24 protein-coding genes are annotated in these 21,055 nt (G+C 39.4%); 22 read left to right on the top strand and 2 right to left on the bottom strand.

The window, feature by feature from the left end:
* Positions 1 to 20: 20 nt before the first annotated feature.
* The 13 genes from A2536_10470 (at position 21) to A2536_10410 (ending at position 9,928) form a co-directional block, all read left to right on the top strand.
* Positions 21 to 665, top strand: coding sequence for a hypothetical protein (locus A2536_10470; GenBank protein OGF44260.1), 645 nt, complete (start codon positions 21 to 23; stop codon positions 663 to 665).
* A 26-nt stretch (positions 666 to 691) separates the two neighbouring features.
* A complete protein-coding gene (locus tag A2536_10465) occupies positions 692 to 1,711 on the top strand; it encodes a hypothetical protein (protein ID OGF44259.1) in 1,020 nt (339 codons plus the stop codon).
* Positions 1,708 to 2,679: a hypothetical protein gene (locus A2536_10460; GenBank protein ID OGF44258.1), complete on the top strand. Its 972-nt coding sequence runs from the start codon at positions 1,708 to 1,710 to the stop codon at positions 2,677 to 2,679. Before A2536_10465 ends, A2536_10460 begins: the two co-directional genes overlap by 4 nt.
* A 69-nt stretch (positions 2,680 to 2,748) precedes the next feature.
* The gene (locus A2536_10455; GenBank protein OGF44257.1) at positions 2,749 to 2,982 is read left to right on the top strand and encodes a hypothetical protein; all 234 of its coding nucleotides are present in this window, start codon (positions 2,749 to 2,751) and stop codon (positions 2,980 to 2,982) included.
* A 36-nt stretch (positions 2,983 to 3,018) separates the two neighbouring features.
* The gene (locus tag A2536_10450) at positions 3,019 to 3,225 is read left to right on the top strand and encodes a hypothetical protein (GenBank protein ID OGF44256.1); all 207 of its coding nucleotides are present in this window, start codon (positions 3,019 to 3,021) and stop codon (positions 3,223 to 3,225) included.
* Entirely contained in the window at positions 3,173 to 4,024 is an 852-nt protein-coding gene (locus A2536_10445) for a dehydrogenase (GenBank protein ID OGF44255.1), read from the top strand. The genes A2536_10450 and A2536_10445 overlap by 53 nt, the downstream gene beginning before the upstream one ends.
* Positions 4,025 to 4,442: 418 nt before the next feature.
* Positions 4,443 to 5,003, top strand: a complete 561-nt coding sequence (locus tag A2536_10440; protein ID OGF44264.1) for a repressor LexA — start codon at positions 4,443 to 4,445, stop codon at positions 5,001 to 5,003.
* Between the two features lie 174 nt (positions 5,004 to 5,177).
* Positions 5,178 to 6,272 carry a recombinase RecA gene (locus A2536_10435; protein OGF44254.1) on the top strand — a complete coding sequence of 365 codons (1,095 nt, stop codon included), beginning with the start codon at positions 5,178 to 5,180 and terminating at the stop codon, positions 6,270 to 6,272.
* A gap of 4 nt (positions 6,273 to 6,276) precedes the next feature.
* Positions 6,277 to 7,095: a hypothetical protein gene (locus A2536_10430; protein OGF44253.1), complete on the top strand. Its 819-nt coding sequence runs from the start codon at positions 6,277 to 6,279 to the stop codon at positions 7,093 to 7,095.
* Positions 7,096 to 7,143: 48 nt separating this feature from the next.
* On the top strand, positions 7,144 to 7,365 hold the full coding sequence (locus tag A2536_10425; protein ID OGF44252.1) for a hypothetical protein: 222 nt from the start codon (positions 7,144 to 7,146) through the stop codon (positions 7,363 to 7,365).
* A 241-nt stretch (positions 7,366 to 7,606) separates the two neighbouring features.
* On the top strand, positions 7,607 to 8,179 hold the full coding sequence (locus tag A2536_10420; protein ID OGF44251.1) for a hypothetical protein: 573 nt from the start codon (positions 7,607 to 7,609) through the stop codon (positions 8,177 to 8,179).
* Positions 8,176 to 8,661, top strand: a complete 486-nt coding sequence (locus A2536_10415; protein ID OGF44250.1) for a hypothetical protein — start codon at positions 8,176 to 8,178, stop codon at positions 8,659 to 8,661. The genes A2536_10420 and A2536_10415 overlap by 4 nt, the downstream gene beginning before the upstream one ends.
* A 232-nt stretch (positions 8,662 to 8,893) precedes the next feature.
* Complete coding sequence (locus tag A2536_10410) at positions 8,894 to 9,928, top strand: hypothetical protein (GenBank protein OGF44249.1); 1,035 nt, start codon at positions 8,894 to 8,896, stop codon at positions 9,926 to 9,928.
* Positions 9,929 to 10,115: 187 nt separating this feature from the next.
* On the opposite strand, the gene A2536_10405 is transcribed toward A2536_10410, so the two are convergent.
* Together A2536_10405 and A2536_10400 are read right to left on the bottom strand one after the other, a co-directional pair.
* Entirely contained in the window at positions 10,116 to 10,637 is a 522-nt protein-coding gene (locus A2536_10405) for a ferredoxin:glutaredoxin reductase (GenBank protein ID OGF44248.1), read from the bottom strand.
* The gene (locus tag A2536_10400; GenBank protein OGF44247.1) at positions 10,634 to 10,915 is read right to left on the bottom strand and encodes an NrdH-redoxin; all 282 of its coding nucleotides are present in this window, start codon (positions 10,913 to 10,915) and stop codon (positions 10,634 to 10,636) included. The genes A2536_10405 and A2536_10400 overlap by 4 nt, the downstream gene beginning before the upstream one ends.
* Positions 10,916 to 11,253: 338 nt before the next feature.
* Here A2536_10400 and A2536_10395 point away from each other — a divergent pair, with 338 nt between their 5' ends.
* From A2536_10395 to A2536_10355, 9 genes are all read left to right on the top strand, one after another.
* Complete coding sequence (locus tag A2536_10395) at positions 11,254 to 12,243, top strand: ATPase (protein OGF44246.1); 990 nt, start codon at positions 11,254 to 11,256, stop codon at positions 12,241 to 12,243.
* 138 nt (positions 12,244 to 12,381) lie between these two features.
* A complete protein-coding gene (locus tag A2536_10390; protein OGF44245.1) occupies positions 12,382 to 13,260 on the top strand; it encodes a hypothetical protein in 879 nt (292 codons plus the stop codon).
* Positions 13,261 to 13,413: 153 nt separating this feature from the next.
* Positions 13,414 to 14,340: a hypothetical protein gene (locus A2536_10385; protein ID OGF44244.1), complete on the top strand. Its 927-nt coding sequence runs from the start codon at positions 13,414 to 13,416 to the stop codon at positions 14,338 to 14,340.
* Positions 14,312 to 15,313, top strand: coding sequence for a hypothetical protein (locus A2536_10380; GenBank protein ID OGF44243.1), 1,002 nt, complete (start codon positions 14,312 to 14,314; stop codon positions 15,311 to 15,313). Before A2536_10385 ends, A2536_10380 begins: the two co-directional genes overlap by 29 nt.
* Entirely contained in the window at positions 15,310 to 16,299 is a 990-nt protein-coding gene (locus A2536_10375) for an aerotolerance regulator BatA (protein ID OGF44242.1), read from the top strand. The genes A2536_10380 and A2536_10375 overlap by 4 nt, the downstream gene beginning before the upstream one ends.
* A gap of 476 nt (positions 16,300 to 16,775) precedes the next feature.
* Positions 16,776 to 17,795, top strand: coding sequence for a hypothetical protein (locus tag A2536_10370; protein ID OGF44241.1), 1,020 nt, complete (start codon positions 16,776 to 16,778; stop codon positions 17,793 to 17,795).
* Positions 17,774 to 18,529, top strand: coding sequence for a hypothetical protein (locus A2536_10365; GenBank protein OGF44240.1), 756 nt, complete (start codon positions 17,774 to 17,776; stop codon positions 18,527 to 18,529). Before A2536_10370 ends, A2536_10365 begins: the two co-directional genes overlap by 22 nt.
* 3 nt (positions 18,530 to 18,532) lie before the next feature.
* Positions 18,533 to 20,293 (top strand): hypothetical protein, encoded by a 1,761-nt coding sequence (locus tag A2536_10360; protein OGF44239.1) that lies wholly within the window; start codon positions 18,533 to 18,535, stop codon positions 20,291 to 20,293.
* A complete protein-coding gene (locus A2536_10355; protein OGF44238.1) occupies positions 20,290 to 21,012 on the top strand; it encodes a hypothetical protein in 723 nt (240 codons plus the stop codon). The genes A2536_10360 and A2536_10355 overlap by 4 nt, the downstream gene beginning before the upstream one ends.
* The last annotated feature ends 43 nt before the right edge of the window (positions 21,013 to 21,055 follow it).

The raw sequence follows: 21,055 nt of genomic DNA, 5'->3' as shown, positions 1-21,055 counted from the left end.
ATTATCATTATATAGGGCCGTTGACCTGGAAACCTGATAATATTTCGAATCCTGACTGGTGGCCGCCTAAGAAAAATAATAAACCGCTTGTTTATATTAGTATGGGAACAACAGGTATAAGTAATATATTCCCATTGGTGTATGACCTTTTTAAAAACTCAGAGTTTTCAGCTATCATAACAACCGGAGGACAAGCAAAGGGACTGCGAACAATAGACGGGCAAGTATACGTTGAAGAGTACATAGACGGTGATTTGGCGATAGAGGAAGCAGACCTTGTTATCTGTCATGGAGGGAACGGTACAATATATCAAGCTTTGTCCCATGGAAAACCGATGATAGGTATACCTTCTATTCCGGATCAAGCCTTTAATATGCGTAGAGTCGAGGAGTTGGGAGTCGGGAAAACGCTGACCTGGCAGAAACTTTTAAAAGATCCTCAAATATTACTTAAAATGTCAAAGGAAATTATAGAAGAAAAATCTTTCCAAGAGAATTCAGTCATTATGCAAAAGATTATAAAGACCTACACTCCGGCAGAAAAAGCTGCTGATATATTAGAAAACTACAAATTTCAAAATGAAAAATATCGAGAGCGAAATGAACTTATCAAAATCGGAAAAAGAGAACCTGTTTTTACAGTTGACTCCGGTACCCACAAGTAGAGTATGATGGTTAGGAGGATGCTTCCATGAACACCAATAAAATTATCGAACTCTACGCGGAGTATGTTTGGCCGGTAATACGGCTGGTTGTACGCCGGTCGCGACGTTGCCGGCGATGCATATTGTCAGAGCATTATGGGCCGTTGATAGGCGGCTTATGCGCCGAATGCCGTGAACAGGGAGCGACTGACAGCATCAGCGCGTCTGTGGATTCGCCGGAGGTAAAGCCTGAGACGAAAGTAAAATTTGACAGGGTGATTAAATCTTATATAAACGGAAACCGTTATCACGGTCTGCTGTTACTTAGTGGCGGTAAGGATAGCGCTTATATTCTTAATAGAATGAAGGCTGAGTACCCTGAACTGCGGTTGCTCTGCGTCACGGTCAATAACGGTTTTATGAGTACAATAGCGATGAGCAGCGCGGTGCGTGTGGCGGAGAAGTTAAAGACCGATTTGATCATTGCAAACGATTGCATCAATGAATTTGCAAAGGTACTACGCCAGGCATTTCTTGACCTGAAGGGGCGAGGAAGCTACGGTATCGTTGATTTCGCTGATGGCGATTTGATCTTTAATATTGGACAAAGAATGGCAAAAAATATGGGTGTCCCTCTTGTGATAGGCGGCTTGTCGTGGGTGCAGGTGCAAAGGATATGCGGTAATGATGATTTCGAGATCGTAAAAGATTCGGCGCCCCATATTGTTTTTCCGCTGGCCGTTTGGAGAACAAATGAGCAGGAGATTAGGCGAGTCGTGCGTTCGACTGATTTGCTGCCAAAGGGAAGCGATAGTCCAATTGTCAGCAATAATACCCTGATTCTGACAATGTCGGCGATTGATGTTATGAACCTCGGCTATTGCAGTTTTGAGCCAGAATTCGCGCAACTCGTCAGGGAAGGAAAAACAGACCGGAATACCTGGCTTCATGTTTTTGAGTTGCTCGAGTTTGCAACGCATAATGGGATTTTCGACAAAGAGATTACCCGGACGCTTGCGCAGCTTGATATGTCCTTGAATGACATAGTAAAGGAAAAGAAGAGATGAGAGTTGGATATATTACGGGTGCAACCGGTTGTGTCGGTCGAAATCTTGTGGACGAACTCTTGTGCGCCGGCTGGAATGTCGTTGTTCTTCACCGTCGAACCTCGGATCTTTCCCGGCTGAAAGGGTGCAAGGTGCGATTCCAAGAGGTTGACCTCCATGATCCGGTATCAACGCTGAACAGTTTAAAAGCGAATACGGATGCTGTTTTTCATGTTGCAGCGAATACATCCCATTGGCCCGCTGAGCGCGAGCAGCAATATAAAGATAATGTTATTGCAACACGCAACTTAGTGCAGGCATCTCTGGCAAAAAAAGTGAAGAAATTTATTTTCACTTCTACCGGCGCGACCAATGGTTGTCAATTTACAGATGAGCGTCTTGCCAACGGGATTGCCAATGGATATATAAGGACCAAGAGACTATCGGAAATTGAAGTTCACAAGGGAGTTGAACAGGGGCTGTGTGCAGTCACACTTCACCCTATTATTGTGATAGGAGCATACGATTATAATAACTATAGCAAGTTTTTTAGCAATCTGAAGTCGGGAAGGCTTAAGGCTGCTTTACCAGGTCATATTGCTTTCTGTCATGCTGCGGATATTGCGCGGGCTCACATTCAAGCTTTTGAAAGGGGACAATGTTCGGAAAGATATGTCCTTGGCGGGACATATACGACCTGGCTGGATGCCTTTCAAAGGATAGCAAAAGCGGTCGGCGCTCCGCCGCCGACGACGACCTTGTCATTGCCTATATTAAAAGTGGCTTCATATGCAATGTGGATTGCCTCCATGTTTACGGGTAAAAAACCGGAACTGACACCGGAACTGATAGGATTATTGGGGGATTCGCCTGACGTGGACTTCTGTGACAAGAAAAAAGCCAAGGAGGAACTTGGATACGAGTCCCGTGACTTGTCCACTATGGTTAAGGACTGCTACGATTGGTTGGTTAAAGAAGGCAGGATCTAGTGCAGTATTATCAGTACAGGCGTTACAATGATTAATTTTCTGTTCTTTGTTAAAATTTAGGCTGAAATTATGAAAGAATCATTCAAATTGGCATATGATGAAAGCAACAGGATGATTAGATATCTGGTTAGCAGCAATGATGTTATTGAGAGTTCTGATTTTGTAGAGAATGTCAGTAACGGTATGAATGTTTTTGGAATCAAAGGCATGAGCAAACCGATAATTGGTATTCTGGCTATCCCGGATCAAGCATTTATCATGCGTAGATTTGAGGAGTTTGGAGTAGGGAAAACACTGACTTGACAGAAACTTTTAAAAAATCCTTAAATATTAATTGAGATGTCGAAGGAGATTATCGGAGAAAAATCTTTCCACCGGAACGCAATTGCTATTCAAAAGATTATAAAGACCTATACTCCGGCAGAAAAAGCTGCTGATATATTAGAAAACTGTAATTCTGAGACTACGGAAAATGCGGAAAATCAGGAGAAAAATGAATACATCCAAAGCAAAAAAAGAGAAGCCGTTCAGTGTGTTTCGCAGTAATAGAATTCTGCAGTCTTTCTGGACTCTAAACGAGGAAATGCAGCCAAGAAATAAAGTAACTTTTGTCAGAGAAATAGACGCATCAGCAATGGAAAAACTTCGCGAAAAGCTTTTGCAAACGTCAGGGGTAAAACCGTCTTTCACCGCCATAATTGTAAAAGCTGCTGCTATTGCTCTTTCTGAATTTCCCTATACGAACAGGGGAATATTTGGCCCGTCATTTTTTAAACGGCTGGTGCAATTTAATAGTTATGATATTGCCGTAGCAGTTGAAAGAAATGTTCCTGACGCAGAGGCGGTCGTGGTTGTTGAAACAATTTATGATAGCAATAAAAAAACACTTGATGCGGTAACGCAGGAATTAAAGGGATTTGCAGATGTAAAATCAGAAAGTACAGAGCGCTGGAGTCTTTTTCATACATTGCTCAGCCGCCTGCCGGTATTTTTGAGTAAATGGATTCTCCGTATGCCTAAATATTCACCAAGTTTGTGGCTGAAGCACAGGGGCGGCGCGTGCTTTGTCAATTCACCGGCCAAGTATGGTATAGATTTTTTAGTGGCGGATATGCTCTGGCCTCTTACAGTCTCTTTCGGATGGATTAAAGAAAGACCGTTTGTTGTTAAAGGGGAGTTAGCAGTTCGAAAGACCATGCCGTTAATAATAGTTTTTGACCGTAGAATTATGGCGGGTGCGCCTGCTGCAAAGTTTTTTAACAGACTTGCGCTGATTCTGGAAAATGCCGAAGAAGAAATAAGCGCAAAATATGAGGATTTCAAATCATACACTGAAGCAGTTTAGTTGGAGAAAGGCTCTTGTAAAATATATTTAAAAAACGGAAAAACAAGATAGCTAGCCTCGGGGAGTAAGAAACTCGGAACGTTTGATGCTTAGAGGCAGAGTTATCATCCGAAGCTTTGACTTAATATGGGTCGTCTTAACTGACGGCCTTTTTTATGACGTTATGCCAAAGAAAATCCTGAGCAGCCTGCCCGCCAATTATGTAAGGCGGATCGTCGAGAGATCCGCCAGTCTTTTAGGCGGATAAGCTCGGAGAGGTTCATACTCAATCTGTGCCATCTCTTTATCCATCTGTGTCATCAGCAAGCGTATGTTTGCTCTTGACAAAACTGCCCACATAATGTATACTTCTTATATGAACAAGCATACACTTGCACGAAAAGAGATAAAACTGCTGACAGAGATCCGGAACTGGTTTATGCAGAAGGGGTACTCTCCTTCTATCCGTGATCTGCAGAAATCACTTGAGTACAAGTCGCCTCGCTCAATAACCGTACTATTGGAACGCCTCAAAAGGAAGGGGCTTATTGAGAGAAATGACGCAGGGGACTTGAAAGTGAACGAGCTGGACAAATGGGATAAAAACAGCAGTAAAACCATAGATATTCCGCTTCTTGGCGTTGTTGCCTGCGGGGTGCCGATGCTGGCAGAAGAGAATATTCTTGAGAGAATACCGATAGATACAAACATTGCAAAACCGCCGTATAAGTACTTTTTGCTCCGGGCAAAGGGTACGAGTATGAATAAGAAAGACATCGAAGAGGGAGATCTGCTTCTGGTCAGGGTGCAATCTACGGCAAACAACGGGGATATTGTTGTTGCTCTGGTAAATGATGAAGCTACTGTCAAGGAGTACCGAAAAGTCGGTAATATTATAGTTTTAAAGCCGCATTCGACTGATCCTGATAATAAAAGGATTATTCTCACTGAAAACCTGGTAATTCAAGGTATCGTTGTACTTGTTATACCGAAAGTTTAAACAATCATTTTGTGGTAGCCGCAGCTTTTAGGTTGCGTTGTTTTCGCAGGCTAAAGCCTTGCGCCTACCTTAGTGACTGATAGGTTATTATGGAGCTACTAAAAATCTTTACTTACAGAGTTAATGTTTGTATAATAATACCTGTAATAAATTCAAGGGGGAGGACATAGTAAAATGAGTAATGAAAAGGATAGAGCAATAGATTTGGCGTTGCTGCACATCGAGAAGCAGTTTGGAAAGGGAGCCATAATGCGTCTTGGTGATATGGCAACGGTAAAGGATATAAAGGTAATACCTACCGGTTCGATAGCGGTCGATCTTGCTATCGGTATCGGCGGAGTTCCAAGGGGAAGGGTCATTGAAATATTTGGTCCTGAATCATGTGGTAAAACTACTCTGTCGCTTCAGATCATAGCGGAAGCGCAAAAGACGGGAGGCACGGCGGCGTTTATAGATGTAGAACACGCTCTGGATCCGGTATATGCGAAAAAACTTGGAGTGGATCTTGACAATTTACTTGTTTCACAGCCGGATAGCGCGGAACAGGCGCTTGAAATTGTCGACACCCTGGTAAGCAGCGGGGGCGTGGATGTCGTTGTTCTTGATTCTGTCGCGGCGCTTTCCCCGAGGGCGGAAATTGAAGGAGAGATGGGAGACTCTCATATGGGTCTTCAGGCAAGACTTATGTCCCAGGCTCTCAGGAAGCTTACTTCGGTAATAAGTAAAACCAAGACTTGCGCAATATTTATTAACCAGATAAGAGAAAAGATAGGTGTGATGTTCGGAAGTCCGGAGACTACTCCCGGAGGGCGCGCGTTAAAATTTTACTCTTCCGTAAGAATAGATATGAGACGTATAGAGTCCATTAAAAACGGTACGGATAACATAGGCAATAGAGTAAGAGTAAAAATTGTCAAAAATAAAGTAGCTCCGCCGTTTAGAGAGGCAGAAGTAGAGATATTCTTTGGCCAGGGTATTTCCAAAGAAAGCAGTCTGATAGAAGCGGCTGTAAATTTCGGCGTTATTGAAAAGAGCGGATCGTGGTTTAACTACGGAGCGGACAGGGTCGGACAGGGTAAAGATAATGTAAGAGAATACCTGAAAGCCAATCCCAAAGTTGCTCTGGAGATTGAAGAAAAAGTAAAGATCAAAGCGGGTGTTATTGACGCAAAGCCGGCGGATAAAAATGAATGCAAGCCTGAAGTTAAAATAGCAGGCGAAAAGGCGGCCAATGTCAAGCCTGAAGGCGCAAAGGTAAAGGTTAAGTAACCAAATGAAAAACGGCGTAAATATTGTCAAAATCAAGAAAGACTTTACCGGTATCGCTGATATAGTTATTAATTCTTTAAGAATCTTTAGCGAGTTTAAAGCCGAGTATATTAGTTTTAGAAAAGTTAAAAAACTGGATTTTTGCCGTATTGACAGACTTGAAAAAGAGCTCTTTGACCTTAAGGATGCAACACATGCCTTGTTTCGCGCCGAGACGGCGGTAAAGAAAGAGATAAAAGAAACGGATCTTTATGACCTGATTGTCAGTTCTATCTTCCATGAAATGCTCCATCTCAAAGAATATATTTATATACTTGAGAAGTATGAGCCGAGTTTTGATCTGATTGAAAAAAAGATGGAAGATAAAAGCCTTGAGGATTTTAAAAAGGACTTCTTAAGGCACAGCAGGGAAATGGTGGGGGAGGCAAAACTGGGCCTCCCTCTTAAAATTCAAGGCATAAATGAGATTGTAGAGGATGCAATAAAACATTTAGGACAGATTATAAAGGTAAACTCATTTGACAGTCATATGTTAAGGTCTATCTTTGTTTCAAGAGAGCTTGTAGAAAGTATCTATGGCGCGAATGGTTTGGAAAAACTCTATGATTCTATATATGAAGGCGGCTGGGTTGAAGGGTATTTTCTTGTCGCGGAAAGCTTTTCTAAGAGCGGGTTTTATGAGGAAGCTGCAACATTGCTCCGGAAGGTAATAGCCAGGACTGATTATCTGGATAAAAATCATAAGCAATACAAGCTTCATAGGGATTATATAGATCGCGCCAGAAAAGATCTTTTGGGATTGGAAAAAAATCTGGCAAGCTGACCGGAAAATTAAGCGGTCAAATTTTATAATGTATTCTTATGTTGTGCTATGCAAAATAATATATTTACAGTTGGAATGATAGCAGGTTGTCTTTTTGCGCTCTTTGGTGTTTCTATTCTTGCCGAAGCGCTTTTTAATTTAAGTATACCTTTTGCAGTTTTTGCGGGAGTTTTCTTTATGTCGAGTATGCCGCAGAAAACCACGGAGGTAACTCCGTGGATGCCCGCCACAAAGATTGGCGGGTCCGCCTCAGGCGGAAATAAGGCATGAAGAATAAATTGAATTCCACTCGCCGAAACTCCGGACGTAAGTCCGCAGAGGTTCATCTTTGTCGGACTGCGGTTCATAATTAGCAGAACTAATAAGGACAAATGACAAAGTACGAATTACAATATATTGAGCGATATAGCACCTTATATTGAACTTTGGTATTCGTAATTTGAAATCTAATGTGCCGCGTTAGTCCGCCGATTTTAAGGTAAAAATAAAATAGTTTTACATGGAGGAGGAGATGAAAATGGGGTTTCTTTTTAGCGGCGTATTCTGGGGGGTCGTAGTTGTAGTGCTCGGACTTCTTTTAATATTAAAAGCCATGGGTGTAAATATTCCAGTAGGTAAGATAATATTCGGAATTCTTTTTATTTATATCGGGATAAGTATGATATTTTGGTCTTTTGGAGGTTGTCATTCTGGAAAGAGTATGCCGGGTTGCTGTAATGGTAAAGATCGAATGATGTTTAATGATTATAAAATAGAAGCTGACGGCAAAAAATCTGAATATAATATAATGTTCGGGCGCGGCGATATTGATTTGAGTAAGATTGAAGTAAAGGATAAGGATGTAAATGTGAAAATTTCTGTGATTTTTGGTGAAGGAAATATTGTGCTAAACTCGGGAATTCCCGCAAAAATCAGGATAACCTCTGCTTTTGGCGGTGCGGTGGCCCCGGACGGTACCAATATAGCTTTTGGGGAATATAACTATAAAAACTCTAAATATAAAGAAGGAGTTCCTGCTTTGCTTGTTGATGCCAGTGTAATTTTTGGCGGCGGTAAATTGTCTGAAAAAGAAAATACAAAATGAATATTACCTTCATTGGAATGGCCGGAGCCGGTAAAAGCTACATGGGTAAAACGCTGGCAAAAAAACTTGGTTATAGGTATCTTGATTTTGATATTGAGATAGAGAAGAAGTATAATAAATCACTAAGGGAATTAATAGAGAAGTTCGGAGAGAAAGGTTTTATCGGTATCGAAGAAAGGATAGTTATCAAGCATACGAAAGAAAGAGATACGATCTTTTCTCCGGGGGGGAGCATAATATATTCAAAAAATGCAATGCACCACCTTAGAATGTATTCGTTGGTGGTTTATCTTGATGTTCCTTTTAATGTGATATCCGGAAGAGTCAAGAGTATTGTTGACAGAGGTATAATTTCCCGCGGAGCAAAGACACTTCGGGTCTTATATAACAAAAGAAAACCCTTGTACAAGAAATACGCTCATGTTACTATAAAATGCGGAAGAAACATACCGTTAAACAAGGTAATAAAAGCTATCTTTTAACCCGAAATCCGAGTTGGGAAGACGTAGAAAATATGATATCGTTGACAGTAAAATATTGTACGTCAATGTGATTTCGGGTCTGATTTCACTTCCGCCAATGATATAGGGCGGATCTTTCGAAGAGATTGCAAAGTTGCAGGATTTCGCAGATTTAGGTAATACAATGTTTTGTGGTTTTTTGTTTCGAATTTAGAATTTAGTGCTTAGAATTTGCTTTTAATGGGGGGTTTTTATGAAAAGATCTACGCTCATGGCAATATCTGTAATAGTATTTCTTACCGTTCTTATAGTTGCTGTAAAAATGATCTTCCCGGGCTCAAAAAAAGAAACAATCAGGGCAGTACTGGCAGGGAAAGAGTGGCTGAATATGGAGTATGGTGCTGATAGAGTAGAACTAAAAGGTAAAACAACCCTTATTGTATTTTGGAATTATACAAATATCAGCAGTAAGAAGATATTAAAGAAAGTTGAAGGATGGAAAGAAAAGTATGGCGCTTCGCTTCAGGTAGTGGGAGTGCATACCCCGGAGTTTGCTTTTGAAAAAGATGCTAAAAATATTAAGAAGTCGGTAGAAGAATCAAAAATTAAATATTCAATAGTCTTGGATAATAGTGCGGAACTAAAAGAGAGCTTTAAGAACGAATCCGTTCCTTTTTTGTATATAATAAATAAAGAAGGTAAACTTATCTATTCCCACGGCGGGGACGGAGACTATGAGATATCAGAGGCGGCAATACGGGAGGCGCTTACAAAAGCTAATTCCTCGCTTAAGCTGCCGGAGTTTATTAAAAATCCGATTACCGGACTTTGTTTTTCCATGACTCCGGATCTTTATTTGGGTGTTTCTAAAGGAGTTATTGTAAATAAAGAAGGTCTGGTTTCCGACAAAACACATAATTATAAAATGATAAAAGAAATACCTGAGGATAGTATTGCTCTAAACGGAAAATTCAGAGCAGCAAAAGAGTACCTGGAATCTGACGGGCCGGGAGGGGTGTCACTCAATTTTACCGCTACTGAAGTGAATATTGTGGCGGAGGCAAATAATGATGAAGCTGCGCTTGAAATTCTTTTAAATGGAAGATCCATAAATAGAGAGTCTCGGGGTAAAAATTTGGATGATAAAAATCAGATAAAATTAAAGGGGCCGGGACTATACCAGATAATTAAAAATAAAACCAAACCTGAAAAAGGTATTTTAACTTTAAAATGCATAAAGGGAGATTTTAAGGTGTACGCCTTCAGATTTTATGGTTGTTCGGAGTAGCTGCAAATAAAAACAGTTTGTAAGGTTAATAAGGTTTTTAAGGTTATTTTCAGAGGTGTTTTTATATAATTTAGCCAAAAATAAGAGAACTTCTTTTCTTTTTATCTAATATCCTTCAATGGCTTTTAACTTTATAAACTTTACAAACCTTATAAACCTTGAAAACTGAAAGACAGGTTTGAACTTTTTAAGCAAAACGTTCAAACCTGTCTTTCGTTACCTTACATATCGGACAGATGTCCGGCGGTTCTTGCCTCGCGCAGAGGTAACCGCAGACTTTGCACCGGTAAACCGGCAAAGGAAGATTAGAAAGTCCTTTTGCGTTTTCCTGTTGTTTTTCCTCTTTCATTTTTAACCTCATTTGTTTTGTCGGTCTTCTTTCAGGAATTGATTTAACGGCGCTTTCACCGTTACCTGCTTTTTTTGAAACATATAAAGCGCAGTAACATACTTCATATTGGTTGACATCGGCATCTCTGTAATCACAGGGACAGATAATATCCAGATCTTCCTCACGTTTTCCTGATGCAAGGCGGCAGGGGCAGGCCTCATAACCAAAACGCTGCTGATTTATTATAAGGCTTTTTACCAGATCTTTTGTAAAATTAATATCGGGGTTAAGGTAATAACCGGATTTTTCGCCGTCTTGCTTTAGTTTAAGATAAAGACTGTCAACTTCCTGTTCGTTAATATTAGCCTGCTCGCTCATAGTTTAAGTTTTTCCTTGATTTCCTCAGGCTGGTAGCCGAGGATGTATTCTTTGTTGTTTATTACAATAGTTGGAAAGGAGACAGCCGGATTCCATTTCTCTATTTCTTTGCTGACTTGTTCTTTTTCCTCTCTAGTAATAGTATCCACATCTATATAAAAATACTCTACTCCAAGTTCCGTTAAGAGTGCTTTTACTTTTTTGCACCAAATACATGTGCTTAAAGTATAGAGCATAATATCAGCTACCTTTTTTCCCTTTATATGCGTTGCTTTCACAAAATTCTCCTTTTTGGTTGCGGGTAGCGAGTTACGGGAAACAGCTTTTCTCTCATTGATGCTGCGCCTCTGACCTTCTGAGCATCCGCGCCTCTATTTCTCCTACTTTATCAAGAAACTATTAATAGTACAATAAAAAACAAATGAAATATTAAACATAGAAAATCGGAACAATTTTGGTGTTTATTTTGTCTATATATTTGTTATAATGTAATGAATTTCATAACATTTCGAACTTGGTGTAATAGCACGGAGAGGTTCATAATATACTTAGATTTAAAGGTGTTTTAGACCGGTTATACTAAAATAATGGACAATTTAAACAGGAGGAATTTTGTATGGAAAAGGATATAAAACAGATAAATGAAATGGTGAAGAAAGAGAGTGCTTTTATAAATGAATTAACGGCGGAAATAGGAAAGGTTATTGTAGGACAGCAATACATCATTAGCAGGATGTTAATAGGTATGCTGGCAGACGGACATATATTGATAGAAGGTGTCCCTGGACTTGCAAAGACCCTCTCAGTTAAGACACTTTCCTCTGCGCTTGATATGAAATTCCAGAGAATTCAGTTTACTCCAGATCTTTTACCTGCGGATTTAACAGGTACGCTTATATTTAATCCAAAAGACAGTAATTTTTCAGTAAAGAAAGGTCCCATATTCACGAATCTTGTACTGGCTGATGAAATAAACAGAGCCCCTGCGAAAGTACAGAGCGCTTTGCTTGAAGCCATGCAGGAAAGTCAGGTTACCATCGGGGATACCACATATCCGCTGCCTTCTCCGTTTTTGGTAATAGCAACGCAAAATCCGATTGAGCAGGAAGGAACGTATCCTCTGCCTGAAGCTCAAGTGGACAGGTTTATGTTAAAGCTTAAAATAACTTATCCCAATAAAGAAGAAGAGAATCAGATAATAGAAAGAATGTCTGACAATAAAGAGATTAAAGTTAAAAAGACTGCCACACCCGCGGATATTATCAGAGTCAAAAAAGTAATAAATGATATCTACGTTGATGAGAAGGTGAAAAATTATGTGCTTGATCTTGTTTTTGCGACAAGAGAACCTGAAAAGTATAAATTAAATGATCTAAAGAGCCTGATTGCGTATGGAGCCTCACCCAGAGCCAGTATATATTTTATCAGGGCTGCGAAAGCGCTGGCTTTCATTAATGGACGGGGTTACGTAACTCCGGAAGATATTAAACTGGTCGGAGCGGATATTCTAAGGCACAGGGTTATTGTCACATATGAGGCCGAGGCGGAAGAGATAACTTCGGAAAATATAATAAAACAGATATTTGATCAGATTGAAGTACCGTAAGAGCAAGCACTAAGAACTAAATTCGAAATTCTAAACAGAGTGGAAACTATATTTATTTGAAAAATATGAGGCGGGGGAAGTTTCCCGCCAACCTAAAATAGTCATTAGTACTTAGTCATTTTACTTTCAGAGGAAACGATGATTTCGAAAGAAGTATTAAAACAGGTTAAACGTATAGAAATCAAGACCGGGCGTCTGGTAAGCGAGACCTTTGCGGGGCAATATGAAAGTACGTTCAAAGGCCGTGGTATGGAGTTTGCCGAAGTCAGAGAATATACTCCCGGGGATGATATCCGGACGATAGATTGGAATGTTACGGCCAGGGTCGGTAAACCTTTTATTAAGAAATTTGTCGAGGAAAGGGAGTTGACCGTGGTTTTTCTTGTTGACTTTTCAAGCTCAGGACATTTTGGTACGGCTGAAAAATTTAAAAATGAGATAGCTGTGGAAATTGTTTCACTGCTTGCGCTTTCTGCCACGAAAAACAATGATAAGGTCGGAATGATCGGCTTTACCGATATTATCGAGAAGTTCATTACCCCGAAAAAAGGTAAAAAACATATTCTCCGTATAGTGAGAGAGATGATTTCTTTTGTCCCGAAGAACAGGGGAACTAATATTAAATCTGCGCTTCAATATTTAAACGAGGTCACAAAAAGAAAGGCTGTAGTATTTTTAGTTTCAGATTTCCTTGACCGGGGTTTTGAAAAAGACTTGAAAATAACTGCGCAAAAACATGATTTGATAGCTCTTAGAATAACGGATGATTTTGAACAGAATCTTCCTAACATCGGTTTTCTTGAAATAGAGGATAGCGAGACAGGGGAGATGGCTGTAATTGATACTTCTGATTCGGGATTTGTAAAGAAATTTAAGGAAAACAGATTGATGGAGGTGGAAACACTTAAGAAACTTTTTAAAAGCGGAAAAGTAGACAGTATAGATATTTCCACGGGTAAATCATACACGAAACCGCTGATAAACTTTTTTAGAATGCGTGCGTTAAGACTGCGGTGAAGCAAGTACAGCAAGAACAGTGAAAAAAGTGAGCAAAGTGAATAAAGATTTAAATTAAGGAGTTGTTAAATTTACAATATCACATTAATGTGGAACGTGAGCAACGTGTAACATGAATAACGTGCTAACGGCTATGTTACAGAAGGAGCTTATATGTTAAAAAACATTCTATGCGCGGTAATACTTTCGGCCTTCCTTATCTCGTGCTCAGGTAATGGAACTCTTTCTATCGGGCTTGAGAAACAAAAGGAATATGCGAATGAGCTGAAGGAAAAAGGACTGTTTTTGCAGTCGGTCACTGAATTTAAAAAGATTCAGGAAAAGGGCAGCCTTTCAAAAAAAGAAGATGCTAATCTTTCGTACCTTATCGGTAAAATATATATGGAGAATATGAATGATTATCAGAACGCACTGGCTGAGTTTATCAGAGTTAAAGTTCTTCTCCCGGAAAGTGATCTGACTCTTGAGGTAAATACAAGAACGATTGAATGCCTTGAAAGACTCGGAAAAAACCTGGATGCTCAAAGGGAAATGGAAAAATATTCAACTTTGAACAAAAAACCGGAAATGTCAAAAGGGACAGTTGTTGCGAAAATCCGGAACAGAAATGTTACAAAAGAAGAAATGGACAATGAAATAAGAAAACTTCCTTCATATGTTCAGGAGATGTATAAGGAAGATGCAAAAAAAGTTGAGTTTTTAAGGCAGTTTATAGCAACTGAGCTGATGTATGATTCTGCAAAGAGAAGAAACTTTGAAAATGATAAGGATATTGTAGAAAAAGCATTCCAGGTAAAAAAGAGTTTTATGGTCCAAAAATTATTAGAAGAAGAGATCAGGGGGAAGATGAACATTTCCGAGTCCGATCTTAAGAATTATTACGAAGCTCATAAAAAGGATTATGTTGAGAAAGATAAAGACAAGAAAGAAAAACAAAAGAGCTTTGAAGAGTCTTTGGAAAATGTTAAACAGGCTTGCGTGAGTGAGAAACAGCAGGAGATTTACCAACAGCTGATTAATCAGCTGTTAAAGGCGGAGAAAGTTACTATATATGAAGATGTCTTTAAACCGGCTAAGTAAACCGGCAGTCATTTCTATACTGATATTTTTTACAGGTTTTGCATGTTCTAAGAGTGCAAATACCGGTTCCGTTGCTGAGCCCGTTACGGCTAGAGCAACGATCAGTAAGGATAAGATAAATATAGGTGATAAAGTAGACTTCAGACTGTTAATTGAAGCAAAAGGCGATATAAAACAAAGCCCGGTTGATCTTTCTTTGTATTTACAGGCTTTTGAGATAAAAGATCATATTCAAAAAGGTCCTGAAAAGAGATGGGGAAAGACAGTTACAGAATACCGTCTCGTCTTAACTACTTTTACTACCGGTAATTATGAGATTCCTGAAATTTCGGTGAAATATACGGACAAAGACAGCCTAGAAAAAGAAGTTAAATCTAATAAGATCATTCTTGTTGTTGAACCTGTGAAATCAAATCCAAATGATAAAGATGATATAAGGGATGTAAAAAAACCTTTAACCATCCCGCATTCCTTCTGGTTCTGGCTCTTTACCGTAATCCTGCCTCTTATTGCAATTGCTGCGTTTTTTCTTGTAAAATATTTAAAATCCGGGAATGTAAGTAAAATAATGGAGAAAGCCGAACCGGCAAGGCCTCCTCATGAAACTGCATACGAGAGGCTTTCTAAACTGAAAGAACTTAAACTTGTTGAAGAGGGAAAGATCAGAGAACACTATTATATTCTCTCGGAAATTATTCGCGGGTATCTTGAAGCAAGATACGAGCTTCCTGTTGTGGAAAGGACTACTTCTGAAGCTTATAAAGAAATGCTTGATTCTGGGAAGATCAAAAGAAAAGAAGTAACCATAGTTAAAGATTTTTTGGAAGAGTGCGACCTTGTTAAATTTGCCAAAGTAATTCCGGAATCGACAAAAATCGAAGAGGATTACGGGATGGGTATTTCCATAGTTGATATGACGAAAGTTATCCCTGTTATTCCTGAACTCTCAACCGGCGGAGGTGCAAAAGTATGAGATTTGCAAATCCGTTATTTCTGCTGTTGTTAATTCCGGTTGCTGCCGCAGTTTGGTATTTTATTGAGAGAGAAAAAAGAAAAAAAGCCGCAATAATGTTTTCGGATTTCAGGCTTTTTAAAGGTCTCGGTAATTTCTCGTCAAATAAGAGACAGATACTTCTGGGACTTCGGACTTTGGGTTTGATATTTCTTGTGCTTGCTTTAGCCAGGCCCCAGTCCGGTCTTAAAACGGAAGAGATCTCCACAAAAGGCATAGATATAATCCTTTGTATGGATACCTCCGGCAGTATGAAAGCGGAGGATTTTAAACCCAATAACCGTCTTGGAGTTGCGAAGTCAGTTGCTTCTGATTTTGTTAAAGGTAGAAGCAATGACAGGATAGGTATCGTGGTATTTTCTGCTGTAAGCCTCCTTCAGTGTCCGCTTACTTCGGATTACGGCGCAGTCATTGATTTTATGAAGAGCATAGATATAGGAATGACACAGACTGACGGTACTGCCATTGGCAATGCGCTTGCGACCAGCGTAGACCGGCTTAAAGACAGTAAGGCAAAATCAAAAATAATAATATTACTTACTGACGGTAGAAATAATATGGGAGAGGTGGATCCTGTAACCGCGGCAAAACTCGCAACTGCTTTTAATATTAAGATATACACAATAGGAGTTGGCAAGGAAGGAGAAGCACCTTTTCCTGTAGATGATCCTATGTTTGGTAAAAGGTATGTATATATTAAAGAAGACTTAGATGAAGTCACACTAAAAGCAATAGCAGAAACTACCGAAGGTATGTACTTTAGAGCGACCTCAGCTGAAGCTCTAAAAGAAATATACAAACAGATAAACAAAATGGAAAAAACAGAGATAAAAGGAATAGAATACACGGAATATACGGATCATTATATCAGCTTGCTGATAATAGCGTTGTTGCTGTTTGTTGCAGAAGTTATTTTGGACAATACTGTGTTGAGAAAATTACCGTAAGCTGAAAATTACTAAGAATAAAATTCTAAGCACTAAACAAAAAGAAAAATATTAAAGCACTAAATATTAAACTTAGGTAAGTTGATAATATATAAGTACAAAGATTTATTTTAGTAATTAAGTATTAGTAATTCAGACTGTGTCGCAATTCAATTTTTAGCTTCACGGCCACAATATATAGGCTTGATAAATCGAGCAACTACAATCTGTTGTGTAGTAAAATATATTTTTCTAATTGCGACACAGTCTGAATTGTTTAGTGCTTAGAATTTTATTGTGCAGGCGGTTTTGAAAACCACTGGCGTAAGCCCGTGGATGAAAAAACCGCGTATAATAAATAGGTTCCGCTCACAAGAGGATTCCAAAGGAGGATACTCCTTTGGCTTGGGCATAGCCCAAGTAAAAAAAGACGCCACGTCCGTAAGGGCGTGGAGTTTCACTCTTAGTGATTTGTTTTGTTACGGAAGGAGTTGTACATGCACTTTAGTTACCCAATTTTCTTATACGCTTTACTTCTTGTGCCGCTTGCGGTGATATTCTTCATTTATACGGAGAGGAAGAAGGCAGCTGATATATTGAAATTGGCTGTAAACTCCGCTTTTAGCAGGTTATCCGCTAATATAAATCCCAGAAAAAGGATTTTCAGGATAATTCTTCTTGTTTCAACGCTGTTCTTTTTTATTCTTACTGCTTCAGGACCTGAGATCGGGGGTAAACTGGTGGAGGTTAAAAGAAGCGGTATTGACCTTATAATTGCTGTTGATTGTTCTTCCAGTATGGATGCTGCGGACATTCAACCGAGCAGAATGATAAAAGCAAAGGATAGTTTATCTTCAATAATAAACAAAATGCAGGGGGATCGTGTCGGTATTGTAGCTTTTGCCGGGGTTGCTTTTGTCCAGTGCCCGCTTACTTTGGACTATAGCGCGGCAAAAATGCTCCTGGATCTTCTTGACACCAGATTGATTTCAAAACCGGGAACGGCTATCGGAGAGGCAATAAAAGTAGGAATAAAGAGTTTTCCTGAGAAGGAAAGAAAGCATAAGGCGATGATTCTTCTGACTGACGGTGAAGATCATAACAGTGACCCTCTGGAAGCTGCAAAGGAAGCCAGAAAAGAAGGAGTAAGGATATATACCGTGGGAATAGGAAAGCCCGAAGGAGACCCTATACCGCTTCTGGATGCGAACGGGAAATTAAGCGGCTATAGAAAAGATAAAAGCGGGCAGACGGTAATGTCAAAACTTGACGAAATGCTTCTTCAAAAAATTGCGCTTGAAACTGACGGAAAATATTTCAGAGCGACGGGTTCGGATATTGAACTGGACCGTATATATAATGACATTTCCGGCATGGAGAAGAAAGAGCTCAAAAGTACTACCTATGTAAAATATGAGAACAGATATCAGTATTTTGCTTTTTTTGCATTTTTACTTTTAATAGCTGAAATACTAATCTCTGAGAGGAAAAAGGTATGGGTGCCGTGGAAAAAATAATTACAATATTTTTAATTGCTTCTATTGTCTTTTCTTTTTCAACCGTAAATGCTGCCGGTATTAAAGGCAGGGTGGATAGCGGCAATAGTATGTATAAGAAAGATAATTTTGAAGGAGCGCTTTCAAAATACCAGGATGCTCAGACAGATGAGCCTGAAAATCCGATCCTTCATTTTAACACCGGAGATGCTTTGTATAAAATGGAGAAATATGAAGAGGCCATTAAGGAGTATGAGAAAACCAGTTACTCGAAGGATATTGAATTGCAGGCCAAAAGCTATTATAATATCGGAAATAGTCTTTACAAGTCAGGGAAAATGCCGGATGCAATACAATATTACCAGAAATGCCTTGGATTAAATCCAAAGGATCAGGATGCAAAGTATAACATAGAATTTGTCAGGAAAAAGATAAAAGAGCAGATCGATAAAAACAGTAAGGATAGTAAAGACGGCAAAGACAGTAAGGAAGGTAAGGAAAGCAAAGAAGGGAAGGACAAAAAAGACAAAGATAAGAAAGAGCAGGAAAAACAGGCGAAAGAAGGGAAAGAGAATAAGGACAAGAAAGAAGAAAAGGATAAAAACGGGAAAGAAGAGAAGAAGGAGAAAATGTCCAAGGAAGATGCTGAGCGGCTTTTAAAAGCCATTAATGAAGATGAAAAAAAAGCTCTGGATAAGAAGAAAGAACAGCAGATGAGAAATTATGAGTGGGGAAATGTACAGGAAGACTGGTAAAAAATGAAGAAAATAATTATAGGTGTTTTGTTAGTAACAGGGCTTTTTGCAGCCGAAGATATTACTATTACGGCCGGAGTTGATAGAAATGTTGTAGAAACTAATGACCAGGTAACCCTGGAAGTCAGGGTTTCCGGTTCGGGTACTCCGCCTCTTCGGATTCCTCAGATAAATGATTTTGATGTGGCAAACGGGGGACAGAGTAAACAGTCCAGTTTCAATATTGTCAACGGACAAATGTCCTCTTCCACAACAGTCCTTTATAACTTTATTCTCACTCCAAAAGGCGCCGGTAGATTTACCATACCCTCGTTTACTGCCGAATATAAGGGAAAGATCTACAAATCAGAACCTGTGCAGATAGAGGTTGTCAAAGGAAATGCTCCGGTTAGAAATTCCGGCGGCGGGAATGTTACGGCGGCGACCGGGAATGGTAATATTTTTGTGCAGGTGAGTGTTAATAAAAATAAAGTTTATGTAAATGAACCGATAGTAATGACCTTTGGTTTCTATAGAAAAATCAATCTAATGGGTCAGCCTCAATACACTCCGCCGGATTCCACCGGTTTTTGGAAGGAAGACCTTCCGCCGCAGGTAAATTACAATAGTAATGGTTATGCTGTAACCGAGCTTAAAACTGCTCTTTTTCCGGCTTCTCCGGGGGAATATACCATAGGTAAAGCTGCGCTTATTTGTGCCGTGCCGGTGCGGGGGCAAAATGACGATTTCTTTGGAAATATGTTTGGCGGGGGAAGGAACGAAAAGTATGAAAGTAAACCGGTTGGTATTACTGTTATGCCTCTTCCCTCAGAGGGAAAACCGGAGGATTTTTCGGGAACTGTGGGCAGATTTAATCTCTCTGTAAATGCGGATAAGCGTGAGGTAAAAACTAATGAAGCGGTGACTTTGACTGTAACCCTTTCCGGAACGGGAAATATCAAAACAATAACAGAGCCGAAACTTTTTCTGTCGGATGAATTTAAAAAATATGATTCCGTTTCGGATATGAATATAAGCAAAGAAAATTATGAAGTGAGAGGAGCTAAAATATTTAAAACTGTAGTGGTTCCGAGAAAAGCGGGAAAGCTTACTATTCCTGCCGTAAGATATTCGTATTTTGATTATGTTGATAAAAAGTATAGGACCTTGATCTCGAATCCCGTAACACTTTCGGTTTCCCAGGGGGCAAAGGAAGATGCCGTCTATGCGAATATGCCTTCTCTGCCGTCTGCGGAAGGCGTGAAGGTGTTCGGAACAGATATAAGGCATATAAAAGAGACAAATAAAATTTCCGGTGCAAAAAGAGTATTTTACAGATCGCCATTATTTGTTGTTTTAAATCTACTTCCGGTATTAGCCTGGCTGTTTATTGTTGTTTATCAGCGATTTCAGTATTCAAGAGAGCAAAATGTGGCTTTCTTTAAAGCCTCAAGGGCGTATGGAAGGGCACTTAAATGTCTAAAGGCAGTAAATAAGGATATCAAACAGGGAAAAAAGGAATGTTTGGGACAGATTGAGATTATCTTTGCCGAATATATAGGAAGTAAGATTAATCGCCAGGGGGCGGGTCTTTCTGTTTCTGATATAAAATTTATTCTTTCTGAAAAAGTGAAAGAGCAGGAACTTGTTGATACAGCCGCAAAGCTCTTTGAAGAACTTCATTTCCTTAGATTTGCCCCGTCGGGAAAAAAAGCAGCTGATCTTGTAAAACTTACAGAGGCAATAAGAGAAATGATTATCAAACTTGAAAAGGCGGGTTTATGAGGATATTTTTATTAATATTTTCACTTATGGCTTCAGGCGTGTTTGCCGATGCGGATTTTAATGCCGCAAATAAGCTTTATGAGTCCGGTAAGTATACTGAATCTGCAGCCGCTTATAATACAATAATTGGTGACGGAAATCAGAGTGCGGAAGTATATTATAATCTTGGAAACTCATATTTCAAGGAAAAGAAACTGGGTTTGGCGATATTAAGTTATGAGAAAGCTTTGAAAATATCCCCCCGGGATGCCGATATAAAGTACAATCTTGATTTTGCCAGAAGTTTTATTAAAGAAACGGCTGTGGCGGACGCAGCCTCGAAGATTATTAATTCCATATATTATTATCTTACGATAAACGAACTTAGTGTACTTCTTTCTCTGGTGTTTATTATGCTTATGGGACTGATTATTTACAGGATTTTCAGAAAGAACGAACTCTCCTACTGGCTTACCTTCAGTTTTTCAATACTTTTTGGTATACTGTTTGTCTTTAGTTCCCTCCGGATACTGGAAAATGAAAATACCAAGACGGCTATTGTAATCTCTGCTTCAGTTGAAGCTAAAGCCGCTCCCATAGAAACAAACCCCGCCTCTTTTACCATTCCTGAAGGAAAAAAACTCTACATTATTAACACCCGTCAGGACTGGGTCGAAGTACTTCTAAAAGCAGAGAATATTAAAGGTTGGATAAAAAAGGATACGATTTCGGAGATTTAGAGTTCTTTCTAGCTGCATAAGAAAGTATAGAAATAAAAAATGG

It is taken from the genome of Candidatus Firestonebacteria bacterium RIFOXYD2_FULL_39_29 (assembly GCA_001778375.1).
Classification (GTDB): domain Bacteria; phylum Oederibacteriota; class D2-FULL-39-29; order D2-FULL-39-29; family D2-FULL-39-29; genus D2-FULL-39-29.
The sequence above is the reverse complement of the archived record's forward strand: the minus strand, read 5'-3'. Positions and strand labels throughout refer to the sequence as shown.

Bases quoted from the DNA above. Each gene is read 5' to 3' on its own strand.
- A2536_10465 (OGF44259.1), top strand. From the start codon at position 692: ATGAACACCAATAAAATTATCGAACTCTACGCGGAGTATGTTTGGCCG.
- A2536_10460 (OGF44258.1), top strand. From the start codon at position 1,708: ATGAGAGTTGGATATATTACGGGTGCAACCGGTTGTGTCGGTCGAAAT.
- A2536_10455 (OGF44257.1), top strand. From the start codon at position 2,749: ATGAAAGAATCATTCAAATTGGCATATGATGAAAGCAACAGGATGATT.
- A2536_10450 (OGF44256.1), top strand. From the start codon at position 3,019: ATGTCGAAGGAGATTATCGGAGAAAAATCTTTCCACCGGAACGCAATT.
- A2536_10445 (OGF44255.1), top strand. From the start codon at position 3,173: ATGAATACATCCAAAGCAAAAAAAGAGAAGCCGTTCAGTGTGTTTCGC.
- A2536_10440 (OGF44264.1), top strand. From the start codon at position 4,443: ATGCAGAAGGGGTACTCTCCTTCTATCCGTGATCTGCAGAAATCACTT.
- A2536_10435 (OGF44254.1), top strand. From the start codon at position 5,178: ATGAGTAATGAAAAGGATAGAGCAATAGATTTGGCGTTGCTGCACATC.
- A2536_10430 (OGF44253.1), top strand. From the start codon at position 6,277: ATGAAAAACGGCGTAAATATTGTCAAAATCAAGAAAGACTTTACCGGT.
- A2536_10425 (OGF44252.1), top strand. From the start codon at position 7,144: ATGCAAAATAATATATTTACAGTTGGAATGATAGCAGGTTGTCTTTTT.
- A2536_10420 (OGF44251.1), top strand. From the start codon at position 7,607: ATGAAAATGGGGTTTCTTTTTAGCGGCGTATTCTGGGGGGTCGTAGTT.
- A2536_10415 (OGF44250.1), top strand. From the start codon at position 8,176: ATGAATATTACCTTCATTGGAATGGCCGGAGCCGGTAAAAGCTACATG.
- A2536_10410 (OGF44249.1), top strand. From the start codon at position 8,894: ATGAAAAGATCTACGCTCATGGCAATATCTGTAATAGTATTTCTTACC.
- A2536_10405 (OGF44248.1), bottom strand. From the start codon at position 10,637: ATGAGCGAGCAGGCTAATATTAACGAACAGGAAGTTGACAGTCTTTAT.
- A2536_10395 (OGF44246.1), top strand. From the start codon at position 11,254: ATGGAAAAGGATATAAAACAGATAAATGAAATGGTGAAGAAAGAGAGT.
- A2536_10390 (OGF44245.1), top strand. From the start codon at position 12,382: ATGATTTCGAAAGAAGTATTAAAACAGGTTAAACGTATAGAAATCAAG.
- A2536_10385 (OGF44244.1), top strand. From the start codon at position 13,414: ATGTTAAAAAACATTCTATGCGCGGTAATACTTTCGGCCTTCCTTATC.
- A2536_10380 (OGF44243.1), top strand. From the start codon at position 14,312: ATGAAGATGTCTTTAAACCGGCTAAGTAAACCGGCAGTCATTTCTATA.
- A2536_10375 (OGF44242.1), top strand. From the start codon at position 15,310: ATGAGATTTGCAAATCCGTTATTTCTGCTGTTGTTAATTCCGGTTGCT.
- A2536_10370 (OGF44241.1), top strand. From the start codon at position 16,776: ATGCACTTTAGTTACCCAATTTTCTTATACGCTTTACTTCTTGTGCCG.
- A2536_10365 (OGF44240.1), top strand. From the start codon at position 17,774: ATGGGTGCCGTGGAAAAAATAATTACAATATTTTTAATTGCTTCTATT.
- A2536_10360 (OGF44239.1), top strand. From the start codon at position 18,533: ATGAAGAAAATAATTATAGGTGTTTTGTTAGTAACAGGGCTTTTTGCA.
- A2536_10355 (OGF44238.1), top strand. From the start codon at position 20,290: ATGAGGATATTTTTATTAATATTTTCACTTATGGCTTCAGGCGTGTTT.